The sequence below is a fragment of the Streptomyces sp. x-19 genome, assembly GCF_046549115.1.
GTDB lineage: Bacteria > Actinomycetota > Actinomycetes > Streptomycetales > Streptomycetaceae > Streptomyces > Streptomyces albulus_C.
Map to the genome: position 1 here is coordinate 629,994 of NZ_JAJPWK010000001.1, position 26,327 is coordinate 656,320.

The following is a 26,327-nucleotide window of genomic DNA, read 5'->3' on the forward strand; positions in this document are numbered from 1 at the left end:
CACCCCCCACAGCCACCCCCCACACGCCACCGCGCGGTCATCCGCCGCCTCCGGAAGTACGGAGCGGGATGACCGCGCGGTGAGCCGTTGATGCGGCGGTGCGGCGCCGGGGCCGCCGGGCGGGTGCCGGGGCCGGGGCCGTCGGGCCGGGGCCGGGGCGCCGGGGTGCTCAGGTCCAGAGCACCGCGATGAAGATGTTGAGCATGGTGAGCCCGCCGACCGCGCCGAAGAGCGGCTTGGGGAGCTTCTCCTCGTCGCGCTTGACGTAGACCAGCGCCAGGATCACCACCAGGACGGCCATCTTGATGCCGATCTTGATGTTGTTGAGCGAGTGGTCCTGCATCTGGTTCAGACCGACCAGCACGATGCCGGTGACCAGCATCGTGAGCGCGCCGTGCAGCATGGCCGGCACGAAGCGGGCGGTGCCCGCGCCCATGGCCTTCATCTGGGTCAGGAAGCCACCCAGCAGGGAGGCGATGCCGATGATGTGCAGGGCGACGAAGACATTGATTACTACGTCCATAGTGCTGGATCGTATCCGCCCCATAGCACGCCCTTTCCGGCAGGGCGCCCGTGATGCCGGCTTCGGTCAGGGCCCACCGCTCCCGGCCTCCCGCCGACCGTCGATCGGTCATCCCCGCGCGGCGGCCGCTCGGAAACGGACAATGCCGGGCAAGGGGGTTCGACGCCGTGACCCCGGGCCTAGCTTCCTCCTGCAGACGACCGGACCCGCACCCCACCGGTCGCATTCGCCCCGCAGGGAAGGAAGTGACGGCCGCCATGGCGTCGCACCACACGGCCACAGAGCGGCCGCCGCTCGCACCCCCGCCGGCCCGGACCCACCCCGCCCGCAGCACCCGCGGCGGGCTGCTGCTCGCCGCGGACCCGCAGCGCTACCTGGACGGCGCCACGGTGCTGGAGCGCACCGGCAGCCACCAGGCGACCGCGGTGACCGGCTGGGCCCGCCGCCTCGGCAGCGTCCGCCGTGTCGGCAGCCGTCCCGCGACCGCCGCGGAACGCTCCCCGGCCCCCGAGGCCGCCACCCCCCTGGAACGCGCCCCGGAGCACCTGGCACCGCCCACGCCCGCCGCCGGCACCGCGCCGCTGGTACCCGGCGTGCCCGCGGCCCCCGTCCCGCCCGTGGACGACCGGGCCGCCCGCGCGGTGGCCTTCGCCCATGCCGCCCTCGGCAAGCCCTATGCCTGGGGCGCGACGGGGCCGGCCGCGTACGACTGCTCCGGGCTGACCCTGGCCGCGTGGCGGGCCGGCGGCGTCACCCTGCCCCGGACGACCTACACGCAGATCACCTCCGGCACCCGCGTCGACTGGCCCCGGCTCCGCCCCGGGGACCTGGTGTTCTTCCACGCCGGCATCAGCCACGTGGGCCTCTACATCGGCGGCGGCGAGATGATCCACGCCCCGCACGCCGGCACCCCCGTCGAGATCGCCCCGATCGACCGACTGCCCTTCGCGGGCGCGACCCGTCCGGGATAGGAGCGCCGGGCCGCTCCCGCCGAAACGCTTCCGCGGTCACGGGCGCCGGCCGCCCGGCCGTCTTCGGCCCGCCCGGGGCGAGTTGCGGCCCCTCGGCGTCGACGCTCCGCCGCGGCGCCCACCGTCGTCGTTCCGCATCCGCCACCCCCGATTCCGTCGTGCGCGATCTCCGTCACTCGCACAACGCTCCCGGGCGCGGCTCTGTGCCCGCTTCCGCAGGTTCCGGCGGAGGTTCACCCGAACGGTGAACTCCGCCGGTCGCCCGGCCGGCTATCCCCGCAGGAACAGCCCGAACCACCGGAAGATCTCCGGCACTTGGTGCTTCCACACCGGCACCGTGTGACCGCCCGCACCGGACGAGATCTGCTGGACCGTCACCGTCGTCGGGTTCTTGGCGAGCTGCTTGAGACCGATCCCGGCCTGGTAGCCGTCGCCGTTCGCGCCCGAGATGTACAGCGCGGTGCGGGGCGGCTTGCCGGCCGCGTTGGCGGCCTTGAGGAGATGCAGCGGGTTGGTCTCGACGCGCAGCTTGGGGTCCTTGCCGGCGAGCGAATCGCGCTCTATCGCCGGGTCGTTGTAGCCGGACATGCCGACCGCGGCGCGGTACCGGTCCGGGTGGGCCAGCGCCAGCTTGGTGGCGCAGTGCGCGCCCGCCGAGTAGCCGGCCAGGCCCCAGGAGTCGGGCTTGTCGCCGGCCCGGAAGTTGTCGACGATCATCTGGCGGACGTCGACGGTCAGCCAGCTGTCGGCGTTGACCGTGCCGGGGATGTTGACGCACCCGCTGTCGGCGTTGGGCAGGACGTTGGTCCGCGGCGCCACCAGGATGAACGGCTTGATCGCTCCGCTCTGCATCAACGACCCCAGCTGCTCGTTGACCTTGAGCGAGCCGAACCAGGACTTGGCGGACCCGGGGTAGCCCGGCAGCAGCTCGACCACCGGGAACTTCTTGTGCTGGTAGGCGGGGTCGTTGTACTGCGGCGGCAGCCACACGTACACCTCGCCGTTGACGCCCGAGACCTGGCCCTTGAGGTCGGTCATCTGGACGCCGGGGCCCATCACCGGGTCGTCGGCGGGCCGGAACTGCTGGTGGACCTTGGGCTCGTCGTTGAGGTTCTTGCCGCCCAGGCCGTCCGGGCCGAGGTTGCGGGCCTGGTCGATGTGGTTGCCGGTACCGAGCAGGTCGCCCCAACTGTCGTAGAGGTTGTTGGCGTTGTTGACCATGACGAAGACCACGGTGATGGCCATCACCTGGGCGAACAACAACATCAACAGCCGTGCCAGACCACGTATCAGGGCCGGTCCGGCCACTCGACCCCACAGCGCGAACGGCAGCACGAGGGCGACGATCAGCAGCAGGATCGAGAAGAGGAAGAAGGGCGTACCCGTCAGGCTCATCGGGATCTCGTTTCCAGGACGTATGCGCGCAGGGCGTGGGCGTGGTTCCGGCCCCGCCTTCGGGCAGCGAGCCTCTCCGCGCCCTTAGATGGCGATCCACGCGATCCCGGTTGCCCGTCTTGGGCCCTTCTTTACGCGCCCCCTGCACGCCCCCCGCAGCGGGGGCGGAACCCGATCATCCGCCCCCGTGCCCCCCGATCCCGACGAAACCGCAGGTCAGACCAGGCGTCGCGCGGCCGCCCAGCGGGTCAGCTCATGGCGGTTGGAGAGCTGGAGCTTGCGCAGGACGGCCGAGACGTGTGACTCAACCGTCTTCACGGAGATGAACAACTGCTTGGCGATCTCCTTGTACGCGTACCCGCGGGCGATCAGCCGGAGCACCTCGCGCTCACGCTGGGTGAGGCGGTCCATGTCCTCGTCCACCGGCGGGGCGTCCGTCGAGGCGAAGGCGTCGAGCACGAACCCGGCCAGCCGCGGCGAGAAGACCGCGTCGCCGTCGGCCACCCGGAACACCGCGTCGACCAGGTCGGCACCGGTGATCGTCTTGGTGACGTAGCCGCGGGCGCCGCCGCGGATGACCCCGATGACGTCCTCGGCCGCGTCGGAGACGGAGAGCGCCAGGAACCGCACCGGCCGCTCGCCGTCGGCCATCATCGCGGCGCTGCGGCGCAGCACCTCGACGCCGCCGCCCCCGGGAAGGTGCACGTCCAGGAGGACGACCTCGGGGCGGGTGGCGGTGATCACCGTGACCGCCTGGTCGACGTCGGCCGCCTCGCCGACCACCTCGACCCGGGTGACCTCGGTCCGGCCGATCTCGGCCTGGACACCGGCCCGGAACATCCGGTGGTCGTCGACCAGCACGACCCGTACGGTGCGGCCCCCGTCCTCGCCGCCGGTCTCGGCCTGCTGTGCGTCGTCGCTGCTCATCTCGTCCGTCCGTCCTTCGGTGTCTGCCCCGTCATGATCCCTGCCCCGGCCCCCGGTGCCACCGGTCCGCCGCCCCTGGTGCGCTCCGGGCCGGCCGCCGGAGCCGCCGCGCTCATTCCGGCTTCCCCGCCCCGCCGGCCCGCCGCTCGCCGGGCCCGCGCTCCTCGGACCGCTCCATCTCCAGCTCGACGACCGTGCCGCCGTCGGGCGCGGCGCGCAGCCGGGCCGTGCCGCCGTGGCGCTCCATCCGGCCGATGATGGATTCCCGCACCCCCATCCGGTCCGCGGGGACCGCGTCCAGGTCGAAGCCGGGGCCGTGATCGCGCACCGAGACGAAGACCGTGCGGCCCTCCACCTCGGCGAACACCTGCACCGCCCCGCCCTCGCCACCGTACTTGGCGGCGTTGACCATCGCCTCGCGCGCGGCTTGCATCTGGGCACCGAGCGCCTCGTCGAGCGGGCAGTCCCCGACCACCACGACCTCGATGGGCACCCCGTGGTGGTCCTCGACCTCCGCGGCGGCCGCCCGCACCGCCTCGGCCAGCGTCGTCGGCTCCTCGTCCTCGTCCTTGCCGCGGCCCTCGGGCTTGTAGAGCCAGGCGCGCAGCTCGCGCTCCTGGGCCCGGGCCAGCCGCGCCACTTCCCGGGGGTCGTCGGCGTTGCGCTGGATCAGGGTGAGGGTGTGCAGGACGGAGTCGTGGACGTGCGCGGCGACCTCGGCGCGCTCCTGGGCCCGGATGCGCATCAGCCGCTCCTCGGAGAGGTCCTGGGTGATCCGGACGAGGTAGGGGCCGGCCAGCAGGGCAATGCCGACGACGACGGCGAGCGCGGCCTGGAGCACCGAGCCGAGGTTCTGCACGGAGCCCTGGAGCACGACGATGCCGGTGACCCCGGCGCCCACCAGCAGCACGCCGGCGGCGCCGCGCACCATCGGCAGCAGGCCCTTGCGGCGGCCCAGCTCCAGCCACTGGGCGCGGCGGGCGTTGTCCGCCTGGCGCCAGACCAGCGCGACGCCGGCACCGATGAGCAGCACCGGCCAGAGGTAGGCGTTGGCCCGGCCGGGCTGGAATCGGGAGGCCACGATCGACGCCCCCACCAGGAGCGCGACCAGCGCGAGGAGCTGCCCCTTGTCCGGCTTGCGGCCCAGCAGGCGCCGCCGTTCCTCCCCCGCGACGGGCTGCCGGGTCTCCACGCCACCGACGCCCAGCGGCACGAAGAACCAGAAGGCGGCGTAGAGCAGGGCGCCCATGCCCTCGGCCATGAAGAGCGCCACGAAGACGATCCGCACCCACGTGACCGGCAACCCGAGGTGCCCGGCCAGCCCCCGCGCGACACCACCGAGCAGCCGCCCCTCGGCGCTGCGGTAGAGCTTGCGCACGGGCGGATCGTCGGGGTCCGACGCCGAGGCGTGGATCGTCTCGGCGCGGGGCGGCGCTGTGGTCATGCCTCAGATCGTCACACGCGCGGGGGCCCGGGGACATCAGGGAGGACCCTGAGCTGTCCCTGAGCCAGCGGCAGCGCGCGCCTCGATCCACGTCGCAGCCAGGGATGCCTTCAGTACGGCCGAACATCCCACTTGCCCGACGCGATCGTTCGCAGCGGACGCCGCGAAGTGGTCTCTATAGCTGCACGTTCTTCGGATTGCGTCTGCCCTTTTCGTCACCGAAACCGCGTGCAGCGACGTGTGACGCCCCGCTCCTCACACTTGGCGTAAATTCCTTAACCGCCTGGAGTTTCGGAAAGGGAGCACACAAAACCACATGGAGCATCGGTCACGTCGTGGCCCCATGCCGGGAATGCCAGCGGTAGAGGGACGCTACCGGTTGATCCGGTAGCACGCCTCAATGGCGTCCGGCCCCTTCACCTTGATCTGGGGAAGCGCAAAAAGGCAGCCGCCTTCGGTCTGCCCACAGGCATCCACCACCTTGGGCCCCACGACATACCCCTTGCTCTTGAGGTAGTTCATGCAGTCGAGCCTGTCCGCCTGGGCGGGGCCCGCCAGAACCATCGGGAGGGCGCTCGCCGCCGTGAGAACCCCCATGACAACTGCCAGACGACGCCTCATCCCACTCACTGCCGGAACCTCATTCCATGTGGAGAGTCCGCGCGCATCGCAGACACCGCCAAAACACTACGAGACACCGGGATGCCGATCCAGGGCCGATTCATTTTCGGACAAAATGCGACGCAAAAGAGAACAAGCGCCTGGGGTGGGGTGCGTAATTGGCGACCATGGGAGTTCAAGCGAGAGGCAGTCCAGCCACTAATAAGCACAGGCTCTTGAGAACTCCGGCATCCTCACGGCTACCCCACGGAAACCGGTGCAGCAGAAGAGGGAAACGCCCGGTTCTCGGCATAGGCGGCATTGAAGCTCAGTACGCCACTTCTCGTTCCTCAGGGTTGGCCGGCATCAGGGAGTGCGTTCGACAGCCAGCCTCGGGCCGCTGCCCCGCCAGGAACGCGACCTCGCCCGTCATCAGCGCAGGAAGCTCCGTTCACCACCCAGGACGGGGGCCAGTCCCTCCCCAGGTGCGCAGTTGCGCGTAAGCACCTTGCCCTGAATCCTCCAGGAACCGTCCGGGCCTCCACGGGGAAGGGCAAAGGGCCGTCTCCATGCCGGCATCGAGCCGACGGCCGCGGTGTTCGCTCAGCCCGCCGACCCGTCCTTGCGGAAGCCGTCCTTCACATTCGAGAAGATCTGCTCGAACTTCGTCCAGTTCGCCGAAGGGGCGGAGACGTAGATGGCGTACTCCTTGTCGCCCTCGCGGCCGAAGCCCAGGTCGATGCCGCGGTACTCGCGAGCCCGGCCCTGGAAGGAGAACTCCCAGATGGCGGCCGGGTCGCCCTGGAAGATGGTGTCCTGGAGGCGGAGCCGCTTGTAGCTGGGGTACTGGACCTTGAGGTCCGATTCGACGCTCTTGAAGTGCTCCACCTGGTCGGCGGAGGCGAAGTCCAGGACGTTGAGGGTCAGCCTGGCCAGTTCCGGGTCCGAGTAGTAGACGATCTGGCGGCCGCCGTCGAGGACCTGCCGCTTCCAGTCCGACGGCACCGGGAAGGACACTCCGAGGTCCTTCTCCTGGACCCGGCGGTAGCCCGTGGGCGTCGATGGCGGCGGGCCGACGTTGGGGCTGGGCTCGCTGGGCGTGACCGAGGTGTTGTCGCTGGGCCCGTTGCCGAGCGAGGACGTGTCGCCGCGGTGGTTGAGGTACCAGGCCGTGCCTCCGCCGCCGCCGGCGACGAGGACGCCGACGACGCTCCAGAGCACGATCCGGCCGCGGCGCCGCTTGGGGCGCGGGCCGGAGGTCAGCACGTCCGTGCGCGCGTCGGTGGACGCTCCCGAGGCCGCGCCGGCCATCGGCACCGGGCCGGTGGCCTCGGCCGGGACGGCGGGCAGGTGGGTGGCCGGGGCGGCCGCGGCCACCGCTCCGGTGGCGCCGGCCCCGACGGTGCTCGCGGTGACCGAGCCGTGGCCCGTCTGGCTCTTGGGCACGGTTCCGGTGATCGTCGGGCTGCCCGCGTCGGCGCCGGCGGTGGGGCCGGTCGCGCGGCTGGTCCCGGTGTCACTGCCGGTGGCCGGTGGCGCGCCGGAGTGCGCCACGGGACGGGTGGTCGCCCCGGCGGACTCGCCCGTCGCGGGCCGGCCGCGGCTGACCGTCCCCAGGGCCAGCGTGGGCCAGCCCATCAGCGCGGTGTCCGCCTCGGCCTCGGCGGCTCGCAGTGCCCGCTCGACGACCTCGGCGGTGGGCCGGTCGTTCGGCTCCTTGGCGAGCAGCGCCTCGATGAGTGCGGCGAGCTGACCGGCGTTGCGCGGTGCCTCCAGCGGGTCGACGGCGATCGCGTAGGCCGTCTCCACCGCGGTGTTCTTGCGGAACGGGGGCTTGCCCTCGACGGCTTGATAGAGCGTCGCGCCCAGCGCCCACAGGTCGGAGGCGGGTCCCGGTGTGGCGCCCTTGACCCGCTCGGGCGCCAGGTAGTCGATGGAGCCGACGAGTTCGCCGGTCTTGGTGAGGGTGGAGGTGCCGGTGGCGACGGCGATCCCGAAGTCGGTGAGGACCACCCGGCCGTCCTCACCGAGCAGGACGTTGCCCGGCTTGACGTCGCGGTGCAGCACACCGGCGGAGTGTGCGGCGCGCAACGCGGCGATCATGCCGCGGCCGATCCGGGCGGTCTCCCGCGGCGTGAGGTAAGTGCCGGACCGGTTGGCCTCCTTGATGGCGTCGCCGAGCGTCGCGGAGGGGACGTACTCCATGACGATGCACGGCAGCCCCTCGTCGTCCACGACGTCGTGGACGCCGACGACGTTGGGGTGGTTGATGCGCGCGGCGGCCTGTGCCTCCCGGGTCGTGCGCTCGTGACGGGTGGCGAGTTCGTCCGCGCCCAGTTGGGGCGAAACGTGCAGGCGTTTGACCGCCACCTGACGCCCGAGCACCTCGTCCCTGGCCCGCCAGACGGTGCCCATGCCCCCTTGGCCTATCCGCTCAACCAGGCGATATCGCCCGGCGACCAGTCGCCCCTCTTCTACCGACGCCGCTTCCGCCACCGCACGCCCCTCCGGAAACCCGTACGTATTCAGGTCGCAACGATAGTCTTCAGCAGGGCCGAAGAGACCGCCGGCCACCGCCGCAACGGGTCTTTTTCGTTTATGAACCACTGCGCGCCGGGCGTTCGCGGCCCGTTCCCGGGGCACATGACACCGCCGCGCGCCGCACAGTGCCGCTTTTGTGCCACCCCGACAACGGCCCGGAAGCCCTGACCGGCGGACCGGGACCGCCTCAGGCCGCCGCCCCGGTGCGGTCCGGCCCCGTTCCCGGTGTCGGCTGGCCGGCGGCGCATCGGGGCGGGGACCCTCAGGGTCGCTTCGGGGGATCTCAGGGATCAGCCAGGGTTGTCACCGATACCGCGACCCCGCCGCGCTTGTCACCATGGCTCCATGAACGATGCGCCCACCGCCGCGGAGCCGGCGGACTCCGGCCCCGCCGGCCCCACCCCGCCGCACTCCGCGCTGCGCCGCAGCCGGCGGCACAAGGTCGTCGCGGGGGTGTGCGGCGGTCTGGGCCGGCAGTGGGACATCGATCCGGTGATCTTCCGGGTCGTGCTCGCCGTGCTGTCCATCGGCGGCCTCGGCCTGATCTTCTACGGCTTCGCCTGGCTCCTCGTCCCCCTCGACGGCGAGGAGGAGAACGAGGGCCGCCGGCTGCTCTCCGGCCGCGTCGACGGTTCGGCGCTGACCGCCCTGCTGTGCGCGTTGGCCGGGTGCGCCCTGTTCCTGACCACGCTGGGCAAGGGCAGCATGATGTCCTTCGCGATCATGGTGACGCTGGCCGTGGCCGGCGCCGCCTACTGGTCGCAGCAGCGCCGCCGCGCCCAGTCCGGGGGCCCGGAATCGGTGGACGCCGCCACCGCCCAGGCGGTCGCCGACGCCCCGCCGGAGACCACCGCGCCGCCGGCGCCCAACACCCCGTCCTGGTGGCGCGGTCCGCGCACCGAGCCACTGCTCCAGCGGGCCTACCTCTGGGGCCCGGAGGACACCCGGCTCGACATCGGCTACGAACCCACCCACGGGGCGCCCGAGCAACCGCGCCCGCCCGTCGGCGCCGCCCGCGCGGACGCCCCGCGCCCCGCCGTCGCCGACGTCCGGCCGCCCGACCGCGGCCGGGGCATCGGCGGCCGCACGTTCCTGCTGGCCGCGCTGGCCGGCGCCGGCACCGCGCTCGCCGTCTCCCGGCACGCCGCGCTGGCCCCGTCCCTCCAGGCCGGCCTGGCCTGCGCGCTGGCCGTGTTCGGCCTGGGCCTGGTGCTGAGCGCCTGGCTGGGCCGCACCGGCGGCGGCACGGTCTTCCTGATGGTACTGACGGCCGCGCTGCTGGCCGGCGCGACGGTGCTGCCGGCCGGCATCACCGCCGACTGGCAGCGCCGCACCTGGGCCCCGACCACCGTCGCCGACGTCCGACCGCACTACGCCGTCGGCTCCGGCGAGGGCAGGTTGGACCTCACCCGGCTCCCCCTGAAGCCCGGCAGCACGGTCCGCACCGGCGCCGACGTCGGTGCCGGACGGCTCCAGGTGACGCTGCCGCAGGGGACCACCGCCACCCTCCGCCTCTCGCTCGGCGTGGGCGACATCCAGTTGCCCGGTGATGCGGCCAACGACGTGGAGGTCGTCGCGGGCCATCGCGAGCGGCAGATCACCCTGCCGGCCGAGGGGTTGAAGAAGGGCGAGCGTCCGCACGGCGCGCTGGAGTTGGACCTGAAGGTCGGCGCCGGCCAGATCGACGTCCGGCGGGCCGCTCCGGTCCCCCCGTCCGCCCCCTCTCCGGCCCCGACCCCCCAGGGAGCCCCGCAGTGACGCGCCACCCCTTCGAACCCGGCCGGCTGATCACCGGTGTCGCCGCCCTCGTCGTCGGCGTCGGCTACGGCCTCGACGCCCTCGGCCTCTGGCGCGCCCCCGGCCCCTGGTTGTTCTTCACCCTCCCGGCCGGCCTGTTGCTCGCCGGGATCACCACCGCCGTCTGGGCCACGGTCCGCCGCCACCACCAACGGGACGCCCCACCGCCCCCGTCGTGAACGGCCGGTGGCGGCGCCGGTGGGCCCGTGTGCGGGGTCAGCCGTAGAGCTGCGTCCCGTGCCGCTCCCGGCGGTTGGCCAGCGCCGCGTCCAGCGAGAAGGTGGCGGTGCCGGCCAGCACCAGCGGCGTCCAGGCCAGCAGGTATGCGAGGTCGTTGCCGTAGTAGTAGGGGCTGGCGGGCCAGCTCACGGTGAGCCACAGGCTCAGCGAGATCAGTGCGCCGCCGAAGGCCGCCAGCCGCCCCAGCAGCCCCAGCAGCGTCCCGATCCCGACCAGTACCTGACCGCCCGCGAGGGCGTAGGCGAAGCCCACCGGGCCGTGCTGGGCCAACCCCACCAGCTGCGGCAGCGCGGCGGTGTCGTGGACCTGCCCCAGCAGTTCGCCCAGCGACCCCTTCCCGCTGGCGGCGGGGAAGGCGGGGTCGGTGAGTTTCTGGAGTCCCGCGTAGAGGAAGGTGCCGCCGAGGAAGAGCCGCAGCGGGAGCAGCGCGTGGCGCGCCAGCCCGCCCCGGACTCCGCCGGCCCGGGCACCGCCCACGTCGACCGGGCGTGTGCGCTGTGCGTGAGCCATGACGTCCGCCTCTCCGTTGCCACCGGGAGCGAACGATTGTGCCGCCGCCCGCACGGCTTGGCGAGATGCGTACGCGGGTGCGCGCGAGATTCCCCCGCACGCCGACCACCGGATCACCCGCAGTGCGGACCGCTGCCCGGTTCGCGCCCAATTGACGTGCCGTCCGGGGTGTTTGGTGGCCGGCGCCGCGCGGGTCGCCCCGCGCGGCGGCCTCAGTCCTGGACCTCGATGCGGTAGCCCCGCGTCTCCGCCCCGGCCGCGGTGATCACCCGGACCTCCACGGGACCGGGCTCCACGTCGACGGGCACCGGCACGGTCAGCACCCCGTCCGTCGGGTTGGCGAAACCGCCCGGCACCGGGATCAGCGGCACCGGCACGTGCACCCCGCCGATCCGCACGACGGTGCGGGCCAGCCGGTCCGGGGTCGCCGCGCCGGGCGGGACGAAGCCGGTGCCGCGGATCTCGATGTCGTCGCCGGTGCGGATGGGCGCGGCGAGGTCGCCCAGTTCCCGGGAGCGCACGACGGAGAGGATGACCGGCCGGCCGCCGGCGACGGCCTTGCCCGCCAGGTACGTGACGCCGGAGAGCGCCGCCAGGACGACCAACACCCAGGGCAGCGCCGGCAGTCGGGCCGGGTCGGTGGCCAGCCGCACCAGCGCGAAGGCCAGCAGGGCCGCGTTCACCAGCGCGTACTGCGCGTCGGTGAAGCTGCCGCGGCCGCCGTCGTCCGCCAGCAGGTCGGTCGCCCGGGGACGGTCGGCGGGGATCTTCTGCACCCGCCCGGCCCGGACCCGCCCGGCGGTCATCCCGTAGGCCAGCACCGCCACCCCGCAGCCGATGGCCAGTATGGCCAGCAGTCCGCCGGAGGGGACCAGGCCGAGACCGGAGAGCAGCCGCCGCCGGGCGTCCGGGCCGCCGCCGACGGCCAGGTGGACGGCGAGCGTCAGGACCGCGTAGAGCACCGCCGCCACCCAGGCCGCGGCCACCGCCCGGGAGGTGGACAGTCGGCGGTCCTCGCCGATCAACGGGCCGAGCGCGCCGCCCTGCTCGCGGTGGAGCCAGGCCGTCGCCGTCGTCCCGAGGGCCAGCACGACGGCCGCGGTCAGCGCGGCGGTGCGGCCCACCGACCAGCCCGCCCCGACGGCGGTCAACGCCTGTCCGAGGAGCAGCGCCAGCACCGCGGCCCACACCGCCACCACCGTGCGCCGACGGACCGTCACCGTCCAGGAGGCGCCCTCGGCCGCGCCGCGCTCGGCCAGTATCCGCGCGGACAGGGTCAGTTCGTCGGACACCCATTGCCGGGCGGCCCCGGCGGAGTGCGCCAGTCCGGCCGGCACCCCGCGCCCGACGGCGAAGTCCTCCCGGAGCGCGACGAACGCGGCGAGCGCCTGCCGGTGCCCCTCACGGGCCCCGTGCGGGCACCGTCCGCACCCGCACGCGCCGCCGTCACCGGGCTTCTTGCCGCCACCCGGCTCGCCCCTTCCGGCCACTGTGCTCGCCGACTCCACCGACACGTCCGTACCGCCCCGCCGCCACTCGTATCAACTTCTCGTCTTCAGACGGGAATTGTGCCTCAGACCCCCGGCCCGGCCGGTAATCGTCCAGGTCACGGAAGTCCCTTTCGGTGGCGGCAGGTTGACGCTCACCTGTGCGCCCGGCGATCCGGCGATCCGCACGGCGTCCGGACGGAGCGGCGCCCGCTTCCCCCGTTCGGGCGAATCGCCCCCGGTCGGCGGCTGTACGGCCCGGGCGCGGCGCAAGCTTCCCGCCGTGCGCGAGATACACGGACCTCCCCGAAACGAGAGCGGCACCGGCCGGCGCCGGACCCGGTGGCCGTTCGCCACCGCGGTCCGGGCCGCGGCGCTGGCCGCGGCCGCGACCGCGACGCTGGCGGCCGCGCTGGCCCTGGTCACGTCCCCGTCCGCGGCTGCCCGCCCCGGGCTCCTGAACCGGCCGTCCGGCGACAACTGCGCCTACGCCGGCACCACTCCCCCCGTCCACCTGCCCACCGACTTCCCCGTCCCACCCGGCTGGCACATCCCCTGCACCACCCCCACGCCGCCGCCCCGTCCCACGCCGACGCCCGCCCCGCCGCCCCCGCGGACCGCGGCGCCGCGCCCCCATCCGACGCACGCCCCGGAGCGCGCCCCCGCGCCCCGGCCGTCGCCGCCGGCCCCGCCGGTCCGCCGCACCCCACCGCCGCCGCCACCGCCACCGCCCGCCCCGCAGCCCGCGCGGCCCCTGGCGCGCCCGACGCCGGCGCGTCCCTTCCACTACACCGCGACCCGCCACCAGCCGTCCCATGGACCTTCCGTGGTGACCAGGACGCTGTTGATCACCACCCCGGCGGTCCTGGCCGGCGTCGCCCTCCGTCCCCGTTCGCGCTCCACGTCCCGTTCCAGCGGGCGCAGTTCCTCGTAGGAGGTCCCCATGTCGCAATGGCTGGTTCTGACCATCGCCATGGCCGCGGTCTGCGGCGTCGTCCTGACCATCACCGTCCTCAAGGAACGCCGGATCGGCGAGGACGACGACCCGTCCGAGACGCCCGACGTGATCGAGTACCTGACGATGATGGTGGGGGTGGTCTACGCGATCGTGCTGGGCCTGGCCATCGCCGGAGTCTGGGAGGCCAGGAGCACCGCCGAGGACACCGTGCGGGCCGAGGCGCAGGCGCTGCACGAGGTCAGCGAGCGCGCCCGGGCCTGGCAGGCGCCCGTACGGGACACCATCCGCGCGGACGTCGACTCCTACGTCAGCTACGTCGTCCACAAGGAGTGGCCGGTGATGGCCGAACACGGCGAACTCACCCAGCACGGCGCCGACCTGCTGCAGAAGGTCCGCGCCGACGTCACCGACTACCACCCCCGGGACGACTTCGAGCGGGAGTCCTACCAGCCGCTCGTCGACCAGGTCGCGGCCGCGGACAGCGCCCGGATGGCGCGGGCGGACGCGGCCGACTCGACGCTGCCGGGCGTGGTGTGGTTCGGATTGATCGCCGGGGGCGTGATCTCCATCGGCGTGATGTACACGCTCCAGATCCGGCGTTCGGGGCGGGAGATGCTGATGGCCGGCGTGTTCAGCGCGCTGATCGCCTTCCTGCTCTTCCTGGTCTGGGACTTCGACGCGCCGTTCAGCCGGGGGCTGGCGGCGGCCGCCGACCCGTTCTTGGCGCTGTTCCCGCAGAAGTGACGGACGGGGACGGCGCCGTGCGGGCCCGGTGGTCCGCACGGCACCGCCCCCGTCGCTGCTCCGCCCTTGCCCGTTGGCCGACCGGTCAGCCGAACATCTCCGGTTCGCTGCGCGCGATCTGCTGGTACAGCGACTGGTAGTTGATCCACGCGACCAGGTCGGTGCCCAGCTGTTCCCGGGTGCGCACGGCGTCCTGAGGGGAGATCAGCACCGGTTTGCCGGCCGCCTTCGCCGTCAGCTGCACCTGGCAGCAGCGCTCCATGGTGAGGAACCACCAGGCCGCCGCGTCGACCGAGTCGCCGACCGTCAACAGGCCGTGGTTGCGCAGGATCACGGCCTTGTGCGGGCCGAGCGCGGCGGCGATCCGGCGGCCCTCCTCCTCGTCCACCACCACGCCCGTGTAGGCGTCGTAGAGGGCGTGGTCCTCGTAGAACGCGCAGACGTCCTGGGTGATCGGGTCCAGGAGCTCCCCTAGGGCGGAGAGCGCGCGGCCGTAGGTGGAGTGGCAGTGGGCGGCGGCGACGACGTCCGGGCGGGCCCGGTGGACCTGCGCGTGGATGGTGAACGCCGCCTGGTTGACGTGGTGGCGGCCCTCGACGACCTTCCCGTCGCCGTTGACCAGGACCAGGTCGCTGACGGTCAGCAGCGCGAACGACATCCCGAAGGGGTTGACCCAGAAGCAGTCGGTGAACTCCGGGTCCCGCACGGTGACGTGGCCCGAGACGCCCTCTTCGAACCCGTACCGTCCGAACAGCCGCAACGCCGCCACCAGGCGTTCCTTGCGGTGGCGCCGCTCCTCCTCGACGCCGGCGTGCGTCGGCGGCATCGCGAACTGCAGGTGCTCGGTGGGTATCGGCGTCGGTTCGGGCATCGCGGTCCTCCTCCTGGCGCGCACGGCTCACGGCGCTCGGGCGGAAGCTACCCGCCGTATCCCGCCAAGGCCAGGCCCGCGCCGCCACGAACCGCACCGCGGCGCCCTCGCGGGGCCCGGGCCGGGCCCCGCACCCGCGCCCCGGCGGACCGGGCCTACTGCTCCGGCGCGCGGCCGCTGAGCAGTTCCACGCCGCGGAGCAGCGCGGAGTGGTCGAGCTCCCCGTCGCCGCGGGCCACCGCGGAGGCGATGAGCTGGGCCGCGGTGGCGCCGACCGGGAGGGGGGCGCCGACGGTGCGGGCGGCGTCGGTGACGATGCCCATGTCCTTGTGGTGGAGTTCGAGCTTGAAGCCGGGGGCGTAGGCGCGCTGGAGGAAGTTGTCCTTCTTGCGGGCCAGGACGGCGGAGCCGGCCAGCCCGCCGCCCAGGACGTCGAGGGCCGCGGCGAGGTCGACCCCGGACTTCTCCAGGAAGACCACGGCCTCGGCGACGGCTTGGAGGTTGACCGCCACGATCAGCTGGTTGGCGGCCTTGACGGTCTGGCCGGAGCCGTGCGGACCGCAGTGCACCAGGGTCGTGCCGACGGCCTGAAGGACGGGCCGGGCGGCCTCGAAGTCGGCCCGCTCACCGCCGACCATGATCGACAGCACGCCCTCGACGGCGCCGGCCTCACCGCCCGAAACCGGGGCGTCGAGGACCCGGACACCCCGCTCGGCGGCCTTCTTCGCGAGGTCGATGGAGGTCTGCGGGGTGATCGACGACATGTCGATCAGCAGGGTGCCGGGCTTGGCGTGGGCCAGGATCCCGTCGGGGCCGTAGGCGAGGGCCTCGACCTGCGGGGACGCCGGGACCATGGTGATGACGACGTCCGCGTCGCGGACCGCCTCGGCGATCGACGACGCCTCCCGGCCGCCCGCGGCGAGAAGGGCGTCGGCCTTGCCGGGGCTGCGGTTCCAGCCGAGCACGGCGTGCCCGGCCTTCGCGAGGTTCACCGCCATGGGACTGCCCATGATGCCGAGGCCGAGGAAACCGATGGTGCTCATAGCGCGCGACCCACTCACTTCCACATCGCGGATTTTGATTGCCGTAATACGGAAACCATCTTCCGCGCCCGCCCGCCGGTCGTCAACCACCCCCCACAGCGCGGCCCCCTCGCGAAACGCCCACAAACGGCGACGCCGCCGCCCCCGAACAGGGGCGGCGGCGTCGCCGTCGGGCATCAGCGGGAGGTCACTCCCACTCGATGGTGCCCGGCGGCTTGCTGGTGACGTCCAGGACGACGCGGTTGACGTCCGCGACCTCGTTGGTGATCCGGGTGGAGATGCGGGCCAGGGCCTCGTACGGCATGCGCGTCCAGTCCGCGGTCATGGCGTCCTCGGAGGAGACCGGGCGCAGCACGATCGGGTGACCGTAGGTGCGGCCGTCGCCCTGGACGCCGACCGAGCGCACGTCGGCGAGCAGGACCACCGGGCACTGCCAGATCTCGCGGTCCAGACCGGCCGCGGTCAGCTCCTCGCGGGCGATGGCGTCGGCCTCGCGCAGCAGGTCCAGGCGCTCCTGGGTGACCTCGCCGACGATCCGGATGCCCAGGCCGGGGCCGGGGAACGGCTGGCGGTGGACGATCTCCTCCGGCAGGCCCAGCTCGGAGCCGACCATCCGGACCTCGTCCTTGAACAGCTGGCGCAGCGGCTCGACGAGCTCGAACTCGATGTCGTCGGGGAGGCCGCCGACGTTGTGGTGCGACTTGATGTTCGCGGTGCCGGTGCCGCCGCCGGACTCGACGATGTCCGGGTAGAGCGTGCCCTGGACCAGGAAGGCCACTTCCTCGCCCTCGGCGCCGGCCTCGGCGACGAGTTCCGCCTGGGCCTGCTCGAAGACCCGGATGAACTCCCGGCCGATGATCTTGCGCTTCTGCTCCGGGTCGGAGACGCCCTTGAGCGCGTTCAGGAAGCGCTCGGCGGCGTCGACGACCTTGAGCTGCACGCCCGTCGCCGCCACGAAGTCCTTCTCGACCTGCTCGGTCTCGCCCTTGCGCATCAGGCCGTGGTCGACGTAGACGCAGGTCAGCTGGTCGCCGATGGCCTTCTGGACCAGGGCGGCGGCCACCGCGGAGTCCACGCCGCCGGACAGCCCGCAGATCGCCCGCTTGCTGCCGACCTGCGCGCGGATCGCGGCGACCTGCTCCTCGACCACGCTGGTGGTCGTCCAGGTCGGCTCGATGCCCGCACCGCGGTACAGGAAGTGCTCCAGCACCTGCTGACCGTGCGTGGAGTGCAGCACCTCGGGGTGGTACTGGACGCCGTAGAGCTTCTTCTCGTCGTTCTCGAACGCCGCGACCGGCACCAGGTCGGTGGACGCGGTGACGGCGAAGCCCTCGGGGGCGGCGGAGCAGGCGTCGCCGTGCGACATCCACACGGACTGCTCGGCCGGCGTCCCCTCGAAGAGGGTGGAGCCGGGCTTGCTGACGGTCAGTGCGGTGCGGCCGTACTCACGGGCACCGTTGTTGTCGACCGTGCCGCCGAGGGTGATCGCCATCAGCTGGAAGCCGTAGCACATGCCGAAGACCGGGACACCGGCTTCGAACAGGGCACGGTCGAGGCTGGGGGCACCTTCGGCGTAGACCGACGACGGACCGCCGGAGAGGATGATCGCCTTGGGGTTCTTGGCGAGCATCTCGGCCACCGGCATGGTGGACGGCACGATCTCGCTGTAGACCCGGGCCTCACGGACCCGACGGGCGATGAGCTGGGCGTACTGTGCGCCGAAGTCGACAACGAGGACGACGTCCGGTGCGGCGGCAGGGGGCGCTGATGGCACTTCGGCGGCCTTCCGGCGGTGTGGAGCGGGGTTGGACTTTCGATTCTAACGGGCCCATACTGAACACCATGTTCCAGCAGTACAGCTTCACCTTTACCTATGGCACCGGCCCGTCCGGCTGCCATGGTCGTGCTGCTTGATCAACTGACACGCGACTTCCCCAGGCGCCCCGGGCCGACAACGGTCCGGGGCGCCTGTGTCTGTCCGGGACCGTCAGCGGCTTCCGCGGCTCCCGGGGCCCACCCGCCCCTCGGAGAAACGGAAAACGACCATGACCAGCAACACCGCATCGACGACGTCGCCGTCCGCCCCCACCACCGTTCCGGACACCGGCGCCAGCACCCCCGAGGCGGCCGGGACGATCCGGGACGCCCGGCGCCGGATCGATGATCTCGACGGCCGGATCATCGGGCTCGTGCAGGAACGGATGGCCGTCTCGGCGGTCATCCAGCGCGAGCGGATCGCCTCCGGCGGGCGCCGACTGAGCCTCTCCCGCGAGATGGAGGTGCTGGCCCACTACCGCGAGCAGCTCGGCCGCCCGGGCACGGCGCTGGCGATGACGCTGCTGGAGCTGTCCCGGGGCCGGGCCTGAGGCCGGCGCGGGCGGGCGTCCGCGGCCGGATCCGATCGCCGGGGGCGCCGGTTCCGCGCGGGGAACCGGCTGGATCTGAGTTCGGGTGCCGACTCACCCGTACGGCGCGTGACCGCCCCCGGAGAGGGGTCGTTGTTCCCGGTGCCACGCCAGCCAGGCGCGGCCTGCAGGACTACGCGTAGACGCCGCCCCGTGGGCGGAAAGCCGGAGCGATGAGACGCCGGCCGCTGGCAGCGGCCCGCGTCGTGGGACCTCGTTCCGGGCCGTGACCGGTCAGCAGGGGACAGCAGCCCGGTCACACCGATGGGGTGGTCGGTCCTGGGGACGCCCGGGACCGACCGCATCCGTCGAAACGGTTGCGCCAGGTGAGGCGCATCCAGGACGATGCTTGACGAACCGTCGACCGCTTCCGGTACGGACCTTTACCGTGCACGTCATTGGTCCAGACCGGCAGGGGAAAGACGCACCGCGCACCATCCCGCACCACCCCGATGAGCCAGCGGCGCTACCCCCCCCCCCCAGCGCCGCCCGTCGGTGCCGGCGCTGCCCTGACGCCGGCACCGAAAGCCAAGGGCCCCGTGGCCTCCGCGTTCCCCCCTCGCGGAGGATTTCCCGGGGCCCTTCGCTGTGCGCCGGCCATGTGGTGCCTGTGTGAATGCTGTGACATCTGTGAGTGAGATCACGACGATCTTCTCGGAGGAGTGGACAACCTTTTTCGGCCAACCGGTGTCACGTACCTGACATCGCACGGCCATACCGCGCCCCACCGCGACGGCCAGCACCACCACGAAGCGCCGCGCCGCGGCACTTTGGACCCCGAGAGGTCTTCTGGATGAAGCTTCGCCGTGCCCTGACGTCCGTCGCCGCGACGGCCGTCATAGCCCCCGCCGCCCTCCTGGCGGCACCCGCCGCGCAGGCGACCGGTTCCGACACCGCGGCCACCGCGAGCGCCGAGCCGACGCCGGCCGCCACCGGCCCGGAGCAGGGCGCCGACGCCACCCCGTCGGCCGAGCCCACCGCCGTCGACGGTGCGGGCGCGTCCGGCGGCGAGACCGCGCCCGCCGAGGACACCGGTCCCAAGACCGGCAGCGGGGGCAGCGCCACCCCGACCGCCCCGGCCACCGCGGACAGCACCGGCAAGCCCGGGCCCACCGCGTCGGGCACCCCGACCGCGCCCGGCACCCCGACTCCCACCACCTCCTACGACGGCGACTGCACCCTGGACGACGCGGCGCTCGACGTCAGCGTGGCCGGCCTGCCCTCCAAGCTGGTCGCCGGCGCCGACTGGTCGCGGTTCAGCGTGAAGCTGCGCAACACCACCGACAAGAAGCTGGACGAGGTCTACCCGTTCATCCTGGCGGTGTCGCTGGAGGACGACGACACCCGCCCCGAGTCCCAACTGCACCTGGAGTACCGGGACCCGGACACCGGCAAGTGGACGACGTTCGGCGAGTGGTCCGACGGCGACTACTTCGGCTGGTTCGAGCTGGACGCGCACCAGACCGCCGAGTTGACGCTGCGGATCCGCGCCGACAAGACGGCCAAGCCCGGTGACGGGTTCGCGCTGATCGCCGGCGACTACTTCAACGGGGACGGGTCCTGCGGCTCGTCCAAGGAGAACTGGTACGACTTCGCGATCCTTCCGGCCGGCAGCAAGCCGGGTGAGGTCCCGCCGGCCAAGCCCGGCAAGCCCGGCAACAAGCCGGGGCCGCAGGGCACCGCCAAGCCGGTCCCCACCGGCAAGCCCAAGGAGGGCCTGGACAAGCTGCCGGTGACCGGCAACCTCGCCGAGACCGGTGCCTCCTCCGCGCTGCCGACGATCGGCCTGGTGGGCGGCGTGGCGATGGCCGTGGGCGCCGGGGCGATCTTCGTCGTCCGGCGGCGCAAGGCCACCGGCGGCATCGCCGCGTAACGGGCCGCGGGACGTCTGACGCGCTCCCGCGCTGACGGCGGGGGCCGTCCCCCTGGGGCGGCCCTCCAGCGCGTCCGCGGCTACTTCTTGGGCGGGACCTCCGGCACGGCCAGCAGCGGCAGGGTGAGCGCGCCGAACGCCGAGGCGGGGACGGCCGGGCGGACCGGCGCGACCGGCGCCACCCGCGCGTAGGGCCGCCCGGGGGCCGGGCGCGGGTCCGCCTCGCCCTTGTTGGGCCACAGGGACATGGCGCGCTCGGCCTGGGCGGTGATCGTCAGGGACGGGTTGACGCCGAGGTTGGCGGAGACCGCGGCGCCGTCGACGACCGAGATGCCCGGGTGGCCGTAGAGCCGGTGGTAGGGGTCGATGACGCCGTGGTCGGCGTCCGCGCCGATCGGGCAGCCGCCGAGGAAGTGCGCGGTGAGCGGGGTGCCCATCAGCTCGCCGACGTTGCTGCCCGGGAAGCCGTTGATCTCCTGGGCGAGCAGGGTGGCCGCCTCGGTGGCCTCGGGGATCTGGTTGGGGTTGGGGGCGCCGTGGCCCTGCCGGGCGGTGAGCAGGCCCTTCCCCAGGCCGCCCGGTTTGCGGTACGTGGTCAGGGAGTTGTCGAGGGACTGCATCACCAGGCCGATGATGGTGCGCTCGGACCAGCGGCGGTTGGAGAGCGAGCGGAGCGCCAGCACCGGGTGGCGGACCATGTTGCCGGCCCAGCCCAGGACCCGGCCGGCCGGGCGGTACGGGACCTGGAGGATCGTCAGGCTCCCCATGGAGTTGGAGCCCCGGCCGTAACGGACCGGCTCGATGTGGGTGTTCTCGTCCGGGTGGATCGACGAGGTGATCGCGACGCCCTTGGTGAAGTCGACCCGGTCGGTGCCGTGGGCCTTGCGGTAGCGCCGGCCGGTGGTCTGGGCGCCCACCAGGGCCTCGGAGTTGGTGCGGGTCAGGGTGCCGAGCCGGGCCGAGAGGTACGGCAGCAGACCGCTGTCCTTCATGCGGTGCAGCAGGGTCTGGGTGCCGTAGGTGCCGGCGGCGAGGACGACCCGGCGGGCGGTGAAGGTCCGGCCCGCGCCCTTCTTCTTGTTGTCGGTGGGCAGCGTGCGGACCGCGAAGCCGCCGCGGGAGTCCTCGGTGACGGCGACGACGGAGGTCATCGGGTGGATCACCGCGCCGGCCCGCTCGGCGAGGTGGAGGTAGTTCTCGTTGAGGGTGTTCTTGGCACCGTGCCGGCAGCCGGTCATGCACTCACCGCATTCGGTGCACGCCCGGCGGGACGGGCCGGCGCCGCCGAAGTACGGGTCGGGGACCTCACCGCCGGGCGGCGCCGTCACCGGCCGGGCGGCCCCCGCGGCGGCGTCCTCGGTGTCCCGGCCGTCCGTACCGGCCGCGCCGGCCGCGCCGTCGGCGATCGCGTCCCTGCCGTCCCCGAAGAACACCCCGACCGGTGCCATGTGGAAGGAGTCGCCGACGCCCATGGCCCGTGCGGTCGCCTTCAGGTGGACGTCGGACGGGGTCATCGTCGGGTTGAGCCGGACCCCGAGCATCCGCCGGGCCTGGTCGTAGTACGGCGTCAACTCCTGCTGCCAGTCGGTGATCCCGCGCCACTGGGGGTCGTCGAAGAACGCCTTGGGCGGGACGTAGAGGGTGTTGGCGTAGTTGAGCGAGCCGCCGCCGACCCCGGCGCCGGCCAGCACCATCACGTTGCCCAGCAGGTGGATGCGCTGGATGCCGTAGAGGCCGAGCGCCGGGGCCCACAGGTAGTTCTTCAGGTCCCAGGAGTTCTTGGGCAGGGTCTCGCGGGTGAACCGCCGACCGGCTTCGAGGACGCCGACGCGGTAGCCCTTCTCGGTCAGCCGCAGGGCCGAGACCGCGCCGCCGAAGCCGGAGCCGATGACGAGGACGTCGTAGTCGTAGCCGGCGTCGTCGGGGGCGGTCGCGTCGGCCGCGGTGCCGTCGGGGGCGGTCGCGTCGGGGATGCCGCTCTCCTCGGTCGGGGCGTGGTGGTGGGCAGAGTTCTCCTGTGGCACCGGTACCTCCGTATCCGTGTTCGGGGCGCCGCCCCGGACCCCGCTCCTCAAAAACGCCGGAGGGGCTGGCTGTTCGCCGTCCCGGGGGCCACCGGTCCCCGGGACGGCTGCGTCGTGCGGCTCAGCGCAGGCGGAACGCCTTCATCACGCGCAGGCTGCGGGTCATGAACGCCGCGTACTTCTCGTCGTCCATCCCGAAGGCCGGCCCCAGCGGCATCAGCCGCTGCTGGGCGACGGTCTGCGCCTCGGTGTACTTCAGGATGCCCTCGGAGCCGTGCCGGCGGCCCAGGCCCGAGTCGCCCATCCCGCCCATCGGGGACTGGACGCTGCCGTAGCCGGCGGCGTACGCCTCGTTGACGTTGACGGTGCCGGTGCGCAGGCGGGCCGCGATCGCCCGGCCGCGGCGGCCGTCCTTGGTCCAGACGCTCGAATTCAGGCCGTACGGGGTGGCGTTGGCGCGGGTCACCACCTCGTCCTCGTCGCGGAAGCGGTAGATCGAGACGACCGGGCCGAAGGTCTCCTCGCCGCAGACCGCCATCGGCGCCTCGACGTCTTCGAGGATCGTCGGCTCGTAGAACAGCGGGCCGACGTCGGGGCGGGGCCGGCCGCCGGCGACCACCCGGGCGCCCTTGGCGACGGCCTCCTCGACGTGCCGGGTGACGGTCTCCAACTGGCGTTCGCCGACCAGCGACCCCATGTCGGCGCCGTAGGCGAGGGCGTTGCCCAGCCGCATCGCCTTGGTCCGGGCGGCGAACCGCTCGACGAAGGCGTCCGCGATCGACTCGTGGACGTAGAGCCGCTCGATGGAGATGCACAGCTGGCCCGCGGAGGAGAAGCAGCCGCGGACGGCGCCGGCGGCGGCCTTGTCGAGGTCGGCGTCGTGCAGCACCACCATGGCGTTCTTGCCGCCGAGTTCGAGGGAGACCCCGACCAGCCGGGCGGCGGCGCCCTGGGCGACCTCGCGGCCGGTGCGGGTGGAGCCGGTGAACGAGACGTAGTCGGCGTGCTTGACGACCTCCGGGCCGACGACCGGGCCCTCGCCGATCACGACCTGCCAGACGTCCTCCGGCAGCCCGGCCTCGATCAGCTGCTCCCGGGCCCACAGGGCGGTCAGCGCGGTCTCCGTGTCGGGCTTCATGACCACGGCGTTGCCGGCGACGAAGGCCGGCAGGGCGTCGCCGACGGTCAGCTCGAAGGGGTAGTTCCAGGGGGCGATCTGCCCCACCACGCCGCGCGGCTGGCGGAGTTCGGTGACCTTGGTCAGGGTCGGTACGACGCCGGTGTGGCCCTTGGGGCGGAGGTAGGCGGGGGCCTTGCGGCCGTAGTGGCGGGCGGCGACGGCGACCGCCTGCACCTCCTCGTGGGCGTGCAGCCGCGCCTTGCCGGTCTCCAGCTGGATCAGGTCGAGGACCTCGGCCTGGCGGCGCAGGACCAGGTCGTGGAAGCGGAGCAGGACCGCGGCGCGCTGCCGGACCGGGACCTTCGCCCAGCGCTCCTGCGCGGCGCGGGCCCGCTCGAAGGCGGTGGCGACGTCCTCGGGGTTGGACTCGGGCAGGTCCGCCAGCTTCTCCCCGGTGAACGGGGTGTGGTTGGCGGTGCGCCCTCCCCCAGCCACCACGCACCGGGTGAGGCGGGCGGCCACCTCCGGGGGGACCACGTCGGCGGCGGTGCGGGTGCCGGGCGCGGCGCGCACCACCGGGTTGCCTCCCGCGCGCTCGTCTGCGCCCGGGCCGGAGGTGTCCCCGGCTGCGGCCTGAGGGGCCGCCGGGGATTCCGGGGCGTCCTGGGGGGCCTCGTCGGTGGCGGAGGCGGTACCGGTGTCCTGCGAGTCCGTCATGCGGGCGAGCGTATGCGCCCGGGACCGCTTTGTGTACCCGGGAGTAACAGGTTTTCACGGGCTACGCACAATCGCGCCAGCGTTTGCTGGCCGCAACCGGGCTGGTCTGGGGGGATGGGCCGGGAACGGGCCGCCCTCGACGGCCGCGGCACGTCGGGGAGCGCCGAGCGTCGGGCGGTCACCGCCCGGCGAGCCGGAAGGACGCGATCGCGGCGTCGAACTGCCGCTCGGCCTCGGTCCGGGAGGCGACCGGGGAGGAGATCCAGACGTCCATCATCCGGCCGCCCTCGTTCCAGCTCAGGTCGTAGGTGTAGCGCGCGTCGCCGTCCTGGGCGCTGCCGTCCCAAACGAACTCCCAGCGACCGGCTCGGTGTCCGTTGTGGGTGGTCTCGACGACCCGCCCGTCGCGGTAGCCGTCGTAGGTGGTGGGCCCCTTGGCGTCCGCCGTGCGCATCGCGCCGATCGGGCCCTCGGGCACCGGCTGTTGGAGCTGCACGCCGATCCGGAAGCGCTTGCCCTCGGAGTAGTAGTAGACCCGGTCGTTCTCGTAGGAGCGGGTGAAGCCGGTCGGGACCGCCATGCTGAAGCCGGCCGGGTCGTGGACGGTCCGGTATCCGGGCGGTGCGGATCCGTCGCCGCCCGGGGCGATCGACGTGGTGACGGTGACCGTGGGGGCGGGGCCGTCCGGGGCGCTGCCCTGCGGGTCCGCCGGTCCCTGGGGGTCGCGCTGCCCCTTCTTGCCCTTGTGGGCGCCGGCCTGCTCGGAGGCGCCGCGGTGCGGGGCGGTCGACGCGTCGGTGGTGCCCGCACCGTTCCCGTCGGCCAGGTAGGCGGCCGTGCCCGCCGCGGCCCCTGCGAGGACGACCGCGGCGGCGGCCACCATCAGGGCGAGGCGGGTACGGCGGGCCTGGGGGCGGGCGGCGCCCGGCGCCCGGTCGGCGGGGGCACCGGCGGACGCGGGACGGTCGGGGACGGGACGGCCCGGGGCACCTGCGGCGCCTGCGGCACCAGGGGCTGCCGGAACCCCGGGGGTGCCGGTCCCCGCTCCGGCGCCCGGCGTCGGCACCACCGGCGTGCTGGCGGGCCGGAAGGGGTCGCCCTCGGCGGAGCGGGGCGCCGCCACCGGCCCGGCCCCGGCCACCGGCGGGGCACCGCCGAGCAGCCGCTCCGTCGCGTCGACGTCCAGCCGCCGCCGCGGATCGCGCTCCAGCAGGCCCCGCACGACGTCCGCCAACGGGTCGACGGTCGGCGGGAGTTCGATGTCCTCGTAGACCACGGCGTGCAGCACCCCGGCCATCGAGTCCCGGCGGAACGGCGTCGCGCCACTGAGGACGGCGCACAGCAGCACTCCCAGGGACCACAGGTCGGCCTCCGGGCCGGCGCCGCGTCCGGACATCCGCTCCGGGGCGGTGTACTCGGGCGAGCCGACGAAGCCGCCGGCATCGGTCAACGTCGTCACGCCGGGCACCTGGGCGATCCCGAAGTCGGTGAGCACCACCCGTTCCGTGCCGCGCTCCAGCAGCACGTTGGCCGGTTTGACGTCGCGGTGCAGCACGCCCCGGACGTGCGCGGCCCGCAGCGCGCCCAGCAGCGCCAGCCCGATCCGGGCCGCCTCGGCCGGCGGGAGCGGTCCGCCGGACGCCAGCCGGTCGGCCAGCGACGGGCCCTCCACCAGCTCCATCACGATCCACGGCCGCCCGTCCTGCTCGACCACGTCGTGCACCACGATCACGTGCGGATGCTTGACCTGGGCGACCGTGCGTGCCTCCCGCATCGCCCGGTCGCGCTGCACCCGCGCCTCGGGCTCCGCCACCAGGTCGTCCACGTTGAGTTCCTTGACCGCCACGTGACGGCCCAGCAGTTCGTCGGTGGCCCGCCAGACCGTGCCCATGCCGCCGCGGCCCAGACGTATCTCCAGCCGGTACCGGTCACCGATCAGTCGGCCTTCTCCCCCGAAGATCCCCATGGCCACATCCTGCCGCACGGCCACCGGGCGGACGGGGGCGGCTCCCGCCCCGCGCACGCCCCAACTCCGCACCTGTCAGCGCGCGTTACCACCATGTGGGCGCATCCCCCGCCCCACCTGCGCCGGCGGCGAAATCGGCCGGGAACCGCCCTCCCCTGTGATCCACTGGCT

Annotated in this window: 20 protein-coding genes and 1 pseudogene; 7 read left to right on the top strand and 14 right to left on the bottom strand. The window is 73.4% G+C overall.

Annotated elements, in window-relative coordinates; translation table 11 throughout:
- Positions 1 to 169 precede the first annotated feature (169 nt).
- Complete coding sequence (locus ACLJT4_RS02990; RefSeq protein WP_016577317.1) at positions 170 to 523, bottom strand: hypothetical protein; 354 nt, start codon at positions 521 to 523, stop codon at positions 170 to 172.
- Between the two features lie 623 nt (positions 524 to 1,146).
- Between ACLJT4_RS02990 and ACLJT4_RS02995 the strand changes: the two are divergent.
- A pseudogene (locus ACLJT4_RS02995) lies at positions 1,147 to 1,494 on the top strand (C40 family peptidase); the annotation flags it as partial.
- Between the two features lie 270 nt (positions 1,495 to 1,764).
- Here the strand turns inward: ACLJT4_RS02995 and ACLJT4_RS03000 are convergent.
- From ACLJT4_RS03000 to ACLJT4_RS03020, 5 genes are all read right to left on the bottom strand, one after another.
- Positions 1,765 to 2,889 carry an alpha/beta hydrolase gene (locus ACLJT4_RS03000; protein WP_411120851.1) on the bottom strand — a complete coding sequence of 375 codons (1,125 nt, stop codon included), beginning with the start codon at positions 2,887 to 2,889 and terminating at the stop codon, positions 1,765 to 1,767.
- A gap of 216 nt (positions 2,890 to 3,105) precedes the next feature.
- Positions 3,106 to 3,816 carry a LuxR C-terminal-related transcriptional regulator gene (locus ACLJT4_RS03005; protein WP_411120852.1) on the bottom strand — a complete coding sequence of 237 codons (711 nt, stop codon included), beginning with the start codon at positions 3,814 to 3,816 and terminating at the stop codon, positions 3,106 to 3,108.
- Positions 3,817 to 3,928: 112 nt separating this feature from the next.
- Positions 3,929 to 5,260: a PspC domain-containing protein gene (locus tag ACLJT4_RS03010; RefSeq protein WP_411120853.1), complete on the bottom strand. Its 1,332-nt coding sequence runs from the start codon at positions 5,258 to 5,260 to the stop codon at positions 3,929 to 3,931.
- Between the two features lie 372 nt (positions 5,261 to 5,632).
- Positions 5,633 to 5,782 carry a hypothetical protein gene (locus ACLJT4_RS03015; RefSeq protein WP_344576718.1) on the bottom strand — a complete coding sequence of 50 codons (150 nt, stop codon included), beginning with the start codon at positions 5,780 to 5,782 and terminating at the stop codon, positions 5,633 to 5,635.
- A 681-nt stretch (positions 5,783 to 6,463) separates the two neighbouring features.
- Positions 6,464 to 8,275, bottom strand: a complete 1,812-nt coding sequence (locus tag ACLJT4_RS03020; protein WP_411120854.1) for a serine/threonine-protein kinase — start codon at positions 8,273 to 8,275, stop codon at positions 6,464 to 6,466.
- A gap of 471 nt (positions 8,276 to 8,746) precedes the next feature.
- Here ACLJT4_RS03020 and ACLJT4_RS03025 point away from each other — a divergent pair, with 471 nt between their 5' ends.
- Entirely contained in the window at positions 8,747 to 10,159 is a 1,413-nt protein-coding gene (locus ACLJT4_RS03025) for a PspC domain-containing protein (protein ID WP_411120855.1), read from the top strand.
- The gene (locus tag ACLJT4_RS03030) at positions 10,156 to 10,377 is read left to right on the top strand and encodes a hypothetical protein (RefSeq protein WP_411120856.1); all 222 of its coding nucleotides are present in this window, start codon (positions 10,156 to 10,158) and stop codon (positions 10,375 to 10,377) included. The genes ACLJT4_RS03025 and ACLJT4_RS03030 overlap by 4 nt, the downstream gene beginning before the upstream one ends.
- A 37-nt stretch (positions 10,378 to 10,414) precedes the next feature.
- Here the strand turns inward: ACLJT4_RS03030 and ACLJT4_RS03035 are convergent, their stop codons facing one another.
- Both ACLJT4_RS03035 and ACLJT4_RS03040 read right to left on the bottom strand, forming a co-directional pair.
- Complete coding sequence (locus ACLJT4_RS03035; RefSeq protein ID WP_016574770.1) at positions 10,415 to 10,948, bottom strand: DoxX family membrane protein; 534 nt, start codon at positions 10,946 to 10,948, stop codon at positions 10,415 to 10,417.
- A 212-nt stretch (positions 10,949 to 11,160) separates the two neighbouring features.
- Positions 11,161 to 12,462: a hypothetical protein gene (locus ACLJT4_RS03040; protein ID WP_411120857.1), complete on the bottom strand. Its 1,302-nt coding sequence runs from the start codon at positions 12,460 to 12,462 to the stop codon at positions 11,161 to 11,163.
- Positions 12,463 to 12,718: 256 nt separating this feature from the next.
- On the opposite strand from ACLJT4_RS03040, the gene ACLJT4_RS03045 reads away from it, so the two are divergent.
- Together ACLJT4_RS03045 and ACLJT4_RS03050 are read left to right on the top strand one after the other, a co-directional pair.
- Positions 12,719 to 13,369, top strand: coding sequence for a hypothetical protein (locus ACLJT4_RS03045; protein ID WP_411120858.1), 651 nt, complete (start codon positions 12,719 to 12,721; stop codon positions 13,367 to 13,369).
- A gap of 9 nt (positions 13,370 to 13,378) precedes the next feature.
- Complete coding sequence (locus tag ACLJT4_RS03050) at positions 13,379 to 14,137, top strand: DUF4239 domain-containing protein (protein ID WP_016576019.1); 759 nt, start codon at positions 13,379 to 13,381, stop codon at positions 14,135 to 14,137.
- Between the two features lie 85 nt (positions 14,138 to 14,222).
- Here ACLJT4_RS03050 and ACLJT4_RS03055 read toward each other — a convergent pair whose 3' ends face one another.
- From ACLJT4_RS03055 to guaA, 3 genes are all read right to left on the bottom strand, one after another.
- A complete protein-coding gene (locus ACLJT4_RS03055; RefSeq protein ID WP_275463314.1) occupies positions 14,223 to 15,008 on the bottom strand; it encodes a class II aldolase/adducin family protein in 786 nt (261 codons plus the stop codon).
- Between the two features lie 155 nt (positions 15,009 to 15,163).
- Positions 15,164 to 16,051, bottom strand: coding sequence for a 2-hydroxy-3-oxopropionate reductase (locus ACLJT4_RS03060; RefSeq protein ID WP_411120859.1), 888 nt, complete (start codon positions 16,049 to 16,051; stop codon positions 15,164 to 15,166).
- Positions 16,052 to 16,238: 187 nt separating this feature from the next.
- A complete protein-coding gene (gene guaA / locus ACLJT4_RS03065) occupies positions 16,239 to 17,825 on the bottom strand; it encodes a glutamine-hydrolyzing GMP synthase (RefSeq protein ID WP_411120860.1) in 1,587 nt (528 codons plus the stop codon).
- A 271-nt stretch (positions 17,826 to 18,096) separates the two neighbouring features.
- Between guaA and ACLJT4_RS03070 the strand changes: the two genes are divergently transcribed.
- Both ACLJT4_RS03070 and ACLJT4_RS03075 read left to right on the top strand, forming a co-directional pair.
- Complete coding sequence (locus ACLJT4_RS03070) at positions 18,097 to 18,417, top strand: chorismate mutase (RefSeq protein ID WP_411120861.1); 321 nt, start codon at positions 18,097 to 18,099, stop codon at positions 18,415 to 18,417.
- 832 nt (positions 18,418 to 19,249) lie between these two features.
- The gene (locus tag ACLJT4_RS03075; RefSeq protein ID WP_411120862.1) at positions 19,250 to 20,329 is read left to right on the top strand and encodes an LAETG motif-containing sortase-dependent surface protein; all 1,080 of its coding nucleotides are present in this window, start codon (positions 19,250 to 19,252) and stop codon (positions 20,327 to 20,329) included.
- An 80-nt stretch (positions 20,330 to 20,409) separates the two neighbouring features.
- On the opposite strand, the gene ACLJT4_RS03080 is transcribed toward ACLJT4_RS03075, so the two are convergent.
- The 3 genes from ACLJT4_RS03080 to ACLJT4_RS03090 all read right to left on the bottom strand — a co-directional run bounded on the left by ACLJT4_RS03080 (position 20,410) and on the right by ACLJT4_RS03090 (position 26,156).
- Complete coding sequence (locus ACLJT4_RS03080; RefSeq protein ID WP_411121069.1) at positions 20,410 to 22,302, bottom strand: GMC oxidoreductase; 1,893 nt, start codon at positions 22,300 to 22,302, stop codon at positions 20,410 to 20,412.
- 172 nt (positions 22,303 to 22,474) lie between these two features.
- Complete coding sequence (locus ACLJT4_RS03085; RefSeq protein WP_411120863.1) at positions 22,475 to 24,190, bottom strand: succinic semialdehyde dehydrogenase; 1,716 nt, start codon at positions 24,188 to 24,190, stop codon at positions 22,475 to 22,477.
- Between the two features lie 178 nt (positions 24,191 to 24,368).
- Positions 24,369 to 26,156 (bottom strand): protein kinase domain-containing protein, encoded by a 1,788-nt coding sequence (locus ACLJT4_RS03090; protein ID WP_411120864.1) that lies wholly within the window; start codon positions 26,154 to 26,156, stop codon positions 24,369 to 24,371.
- Positions 26,157 to 26,327: the final 171 nt, after the last annotated feature.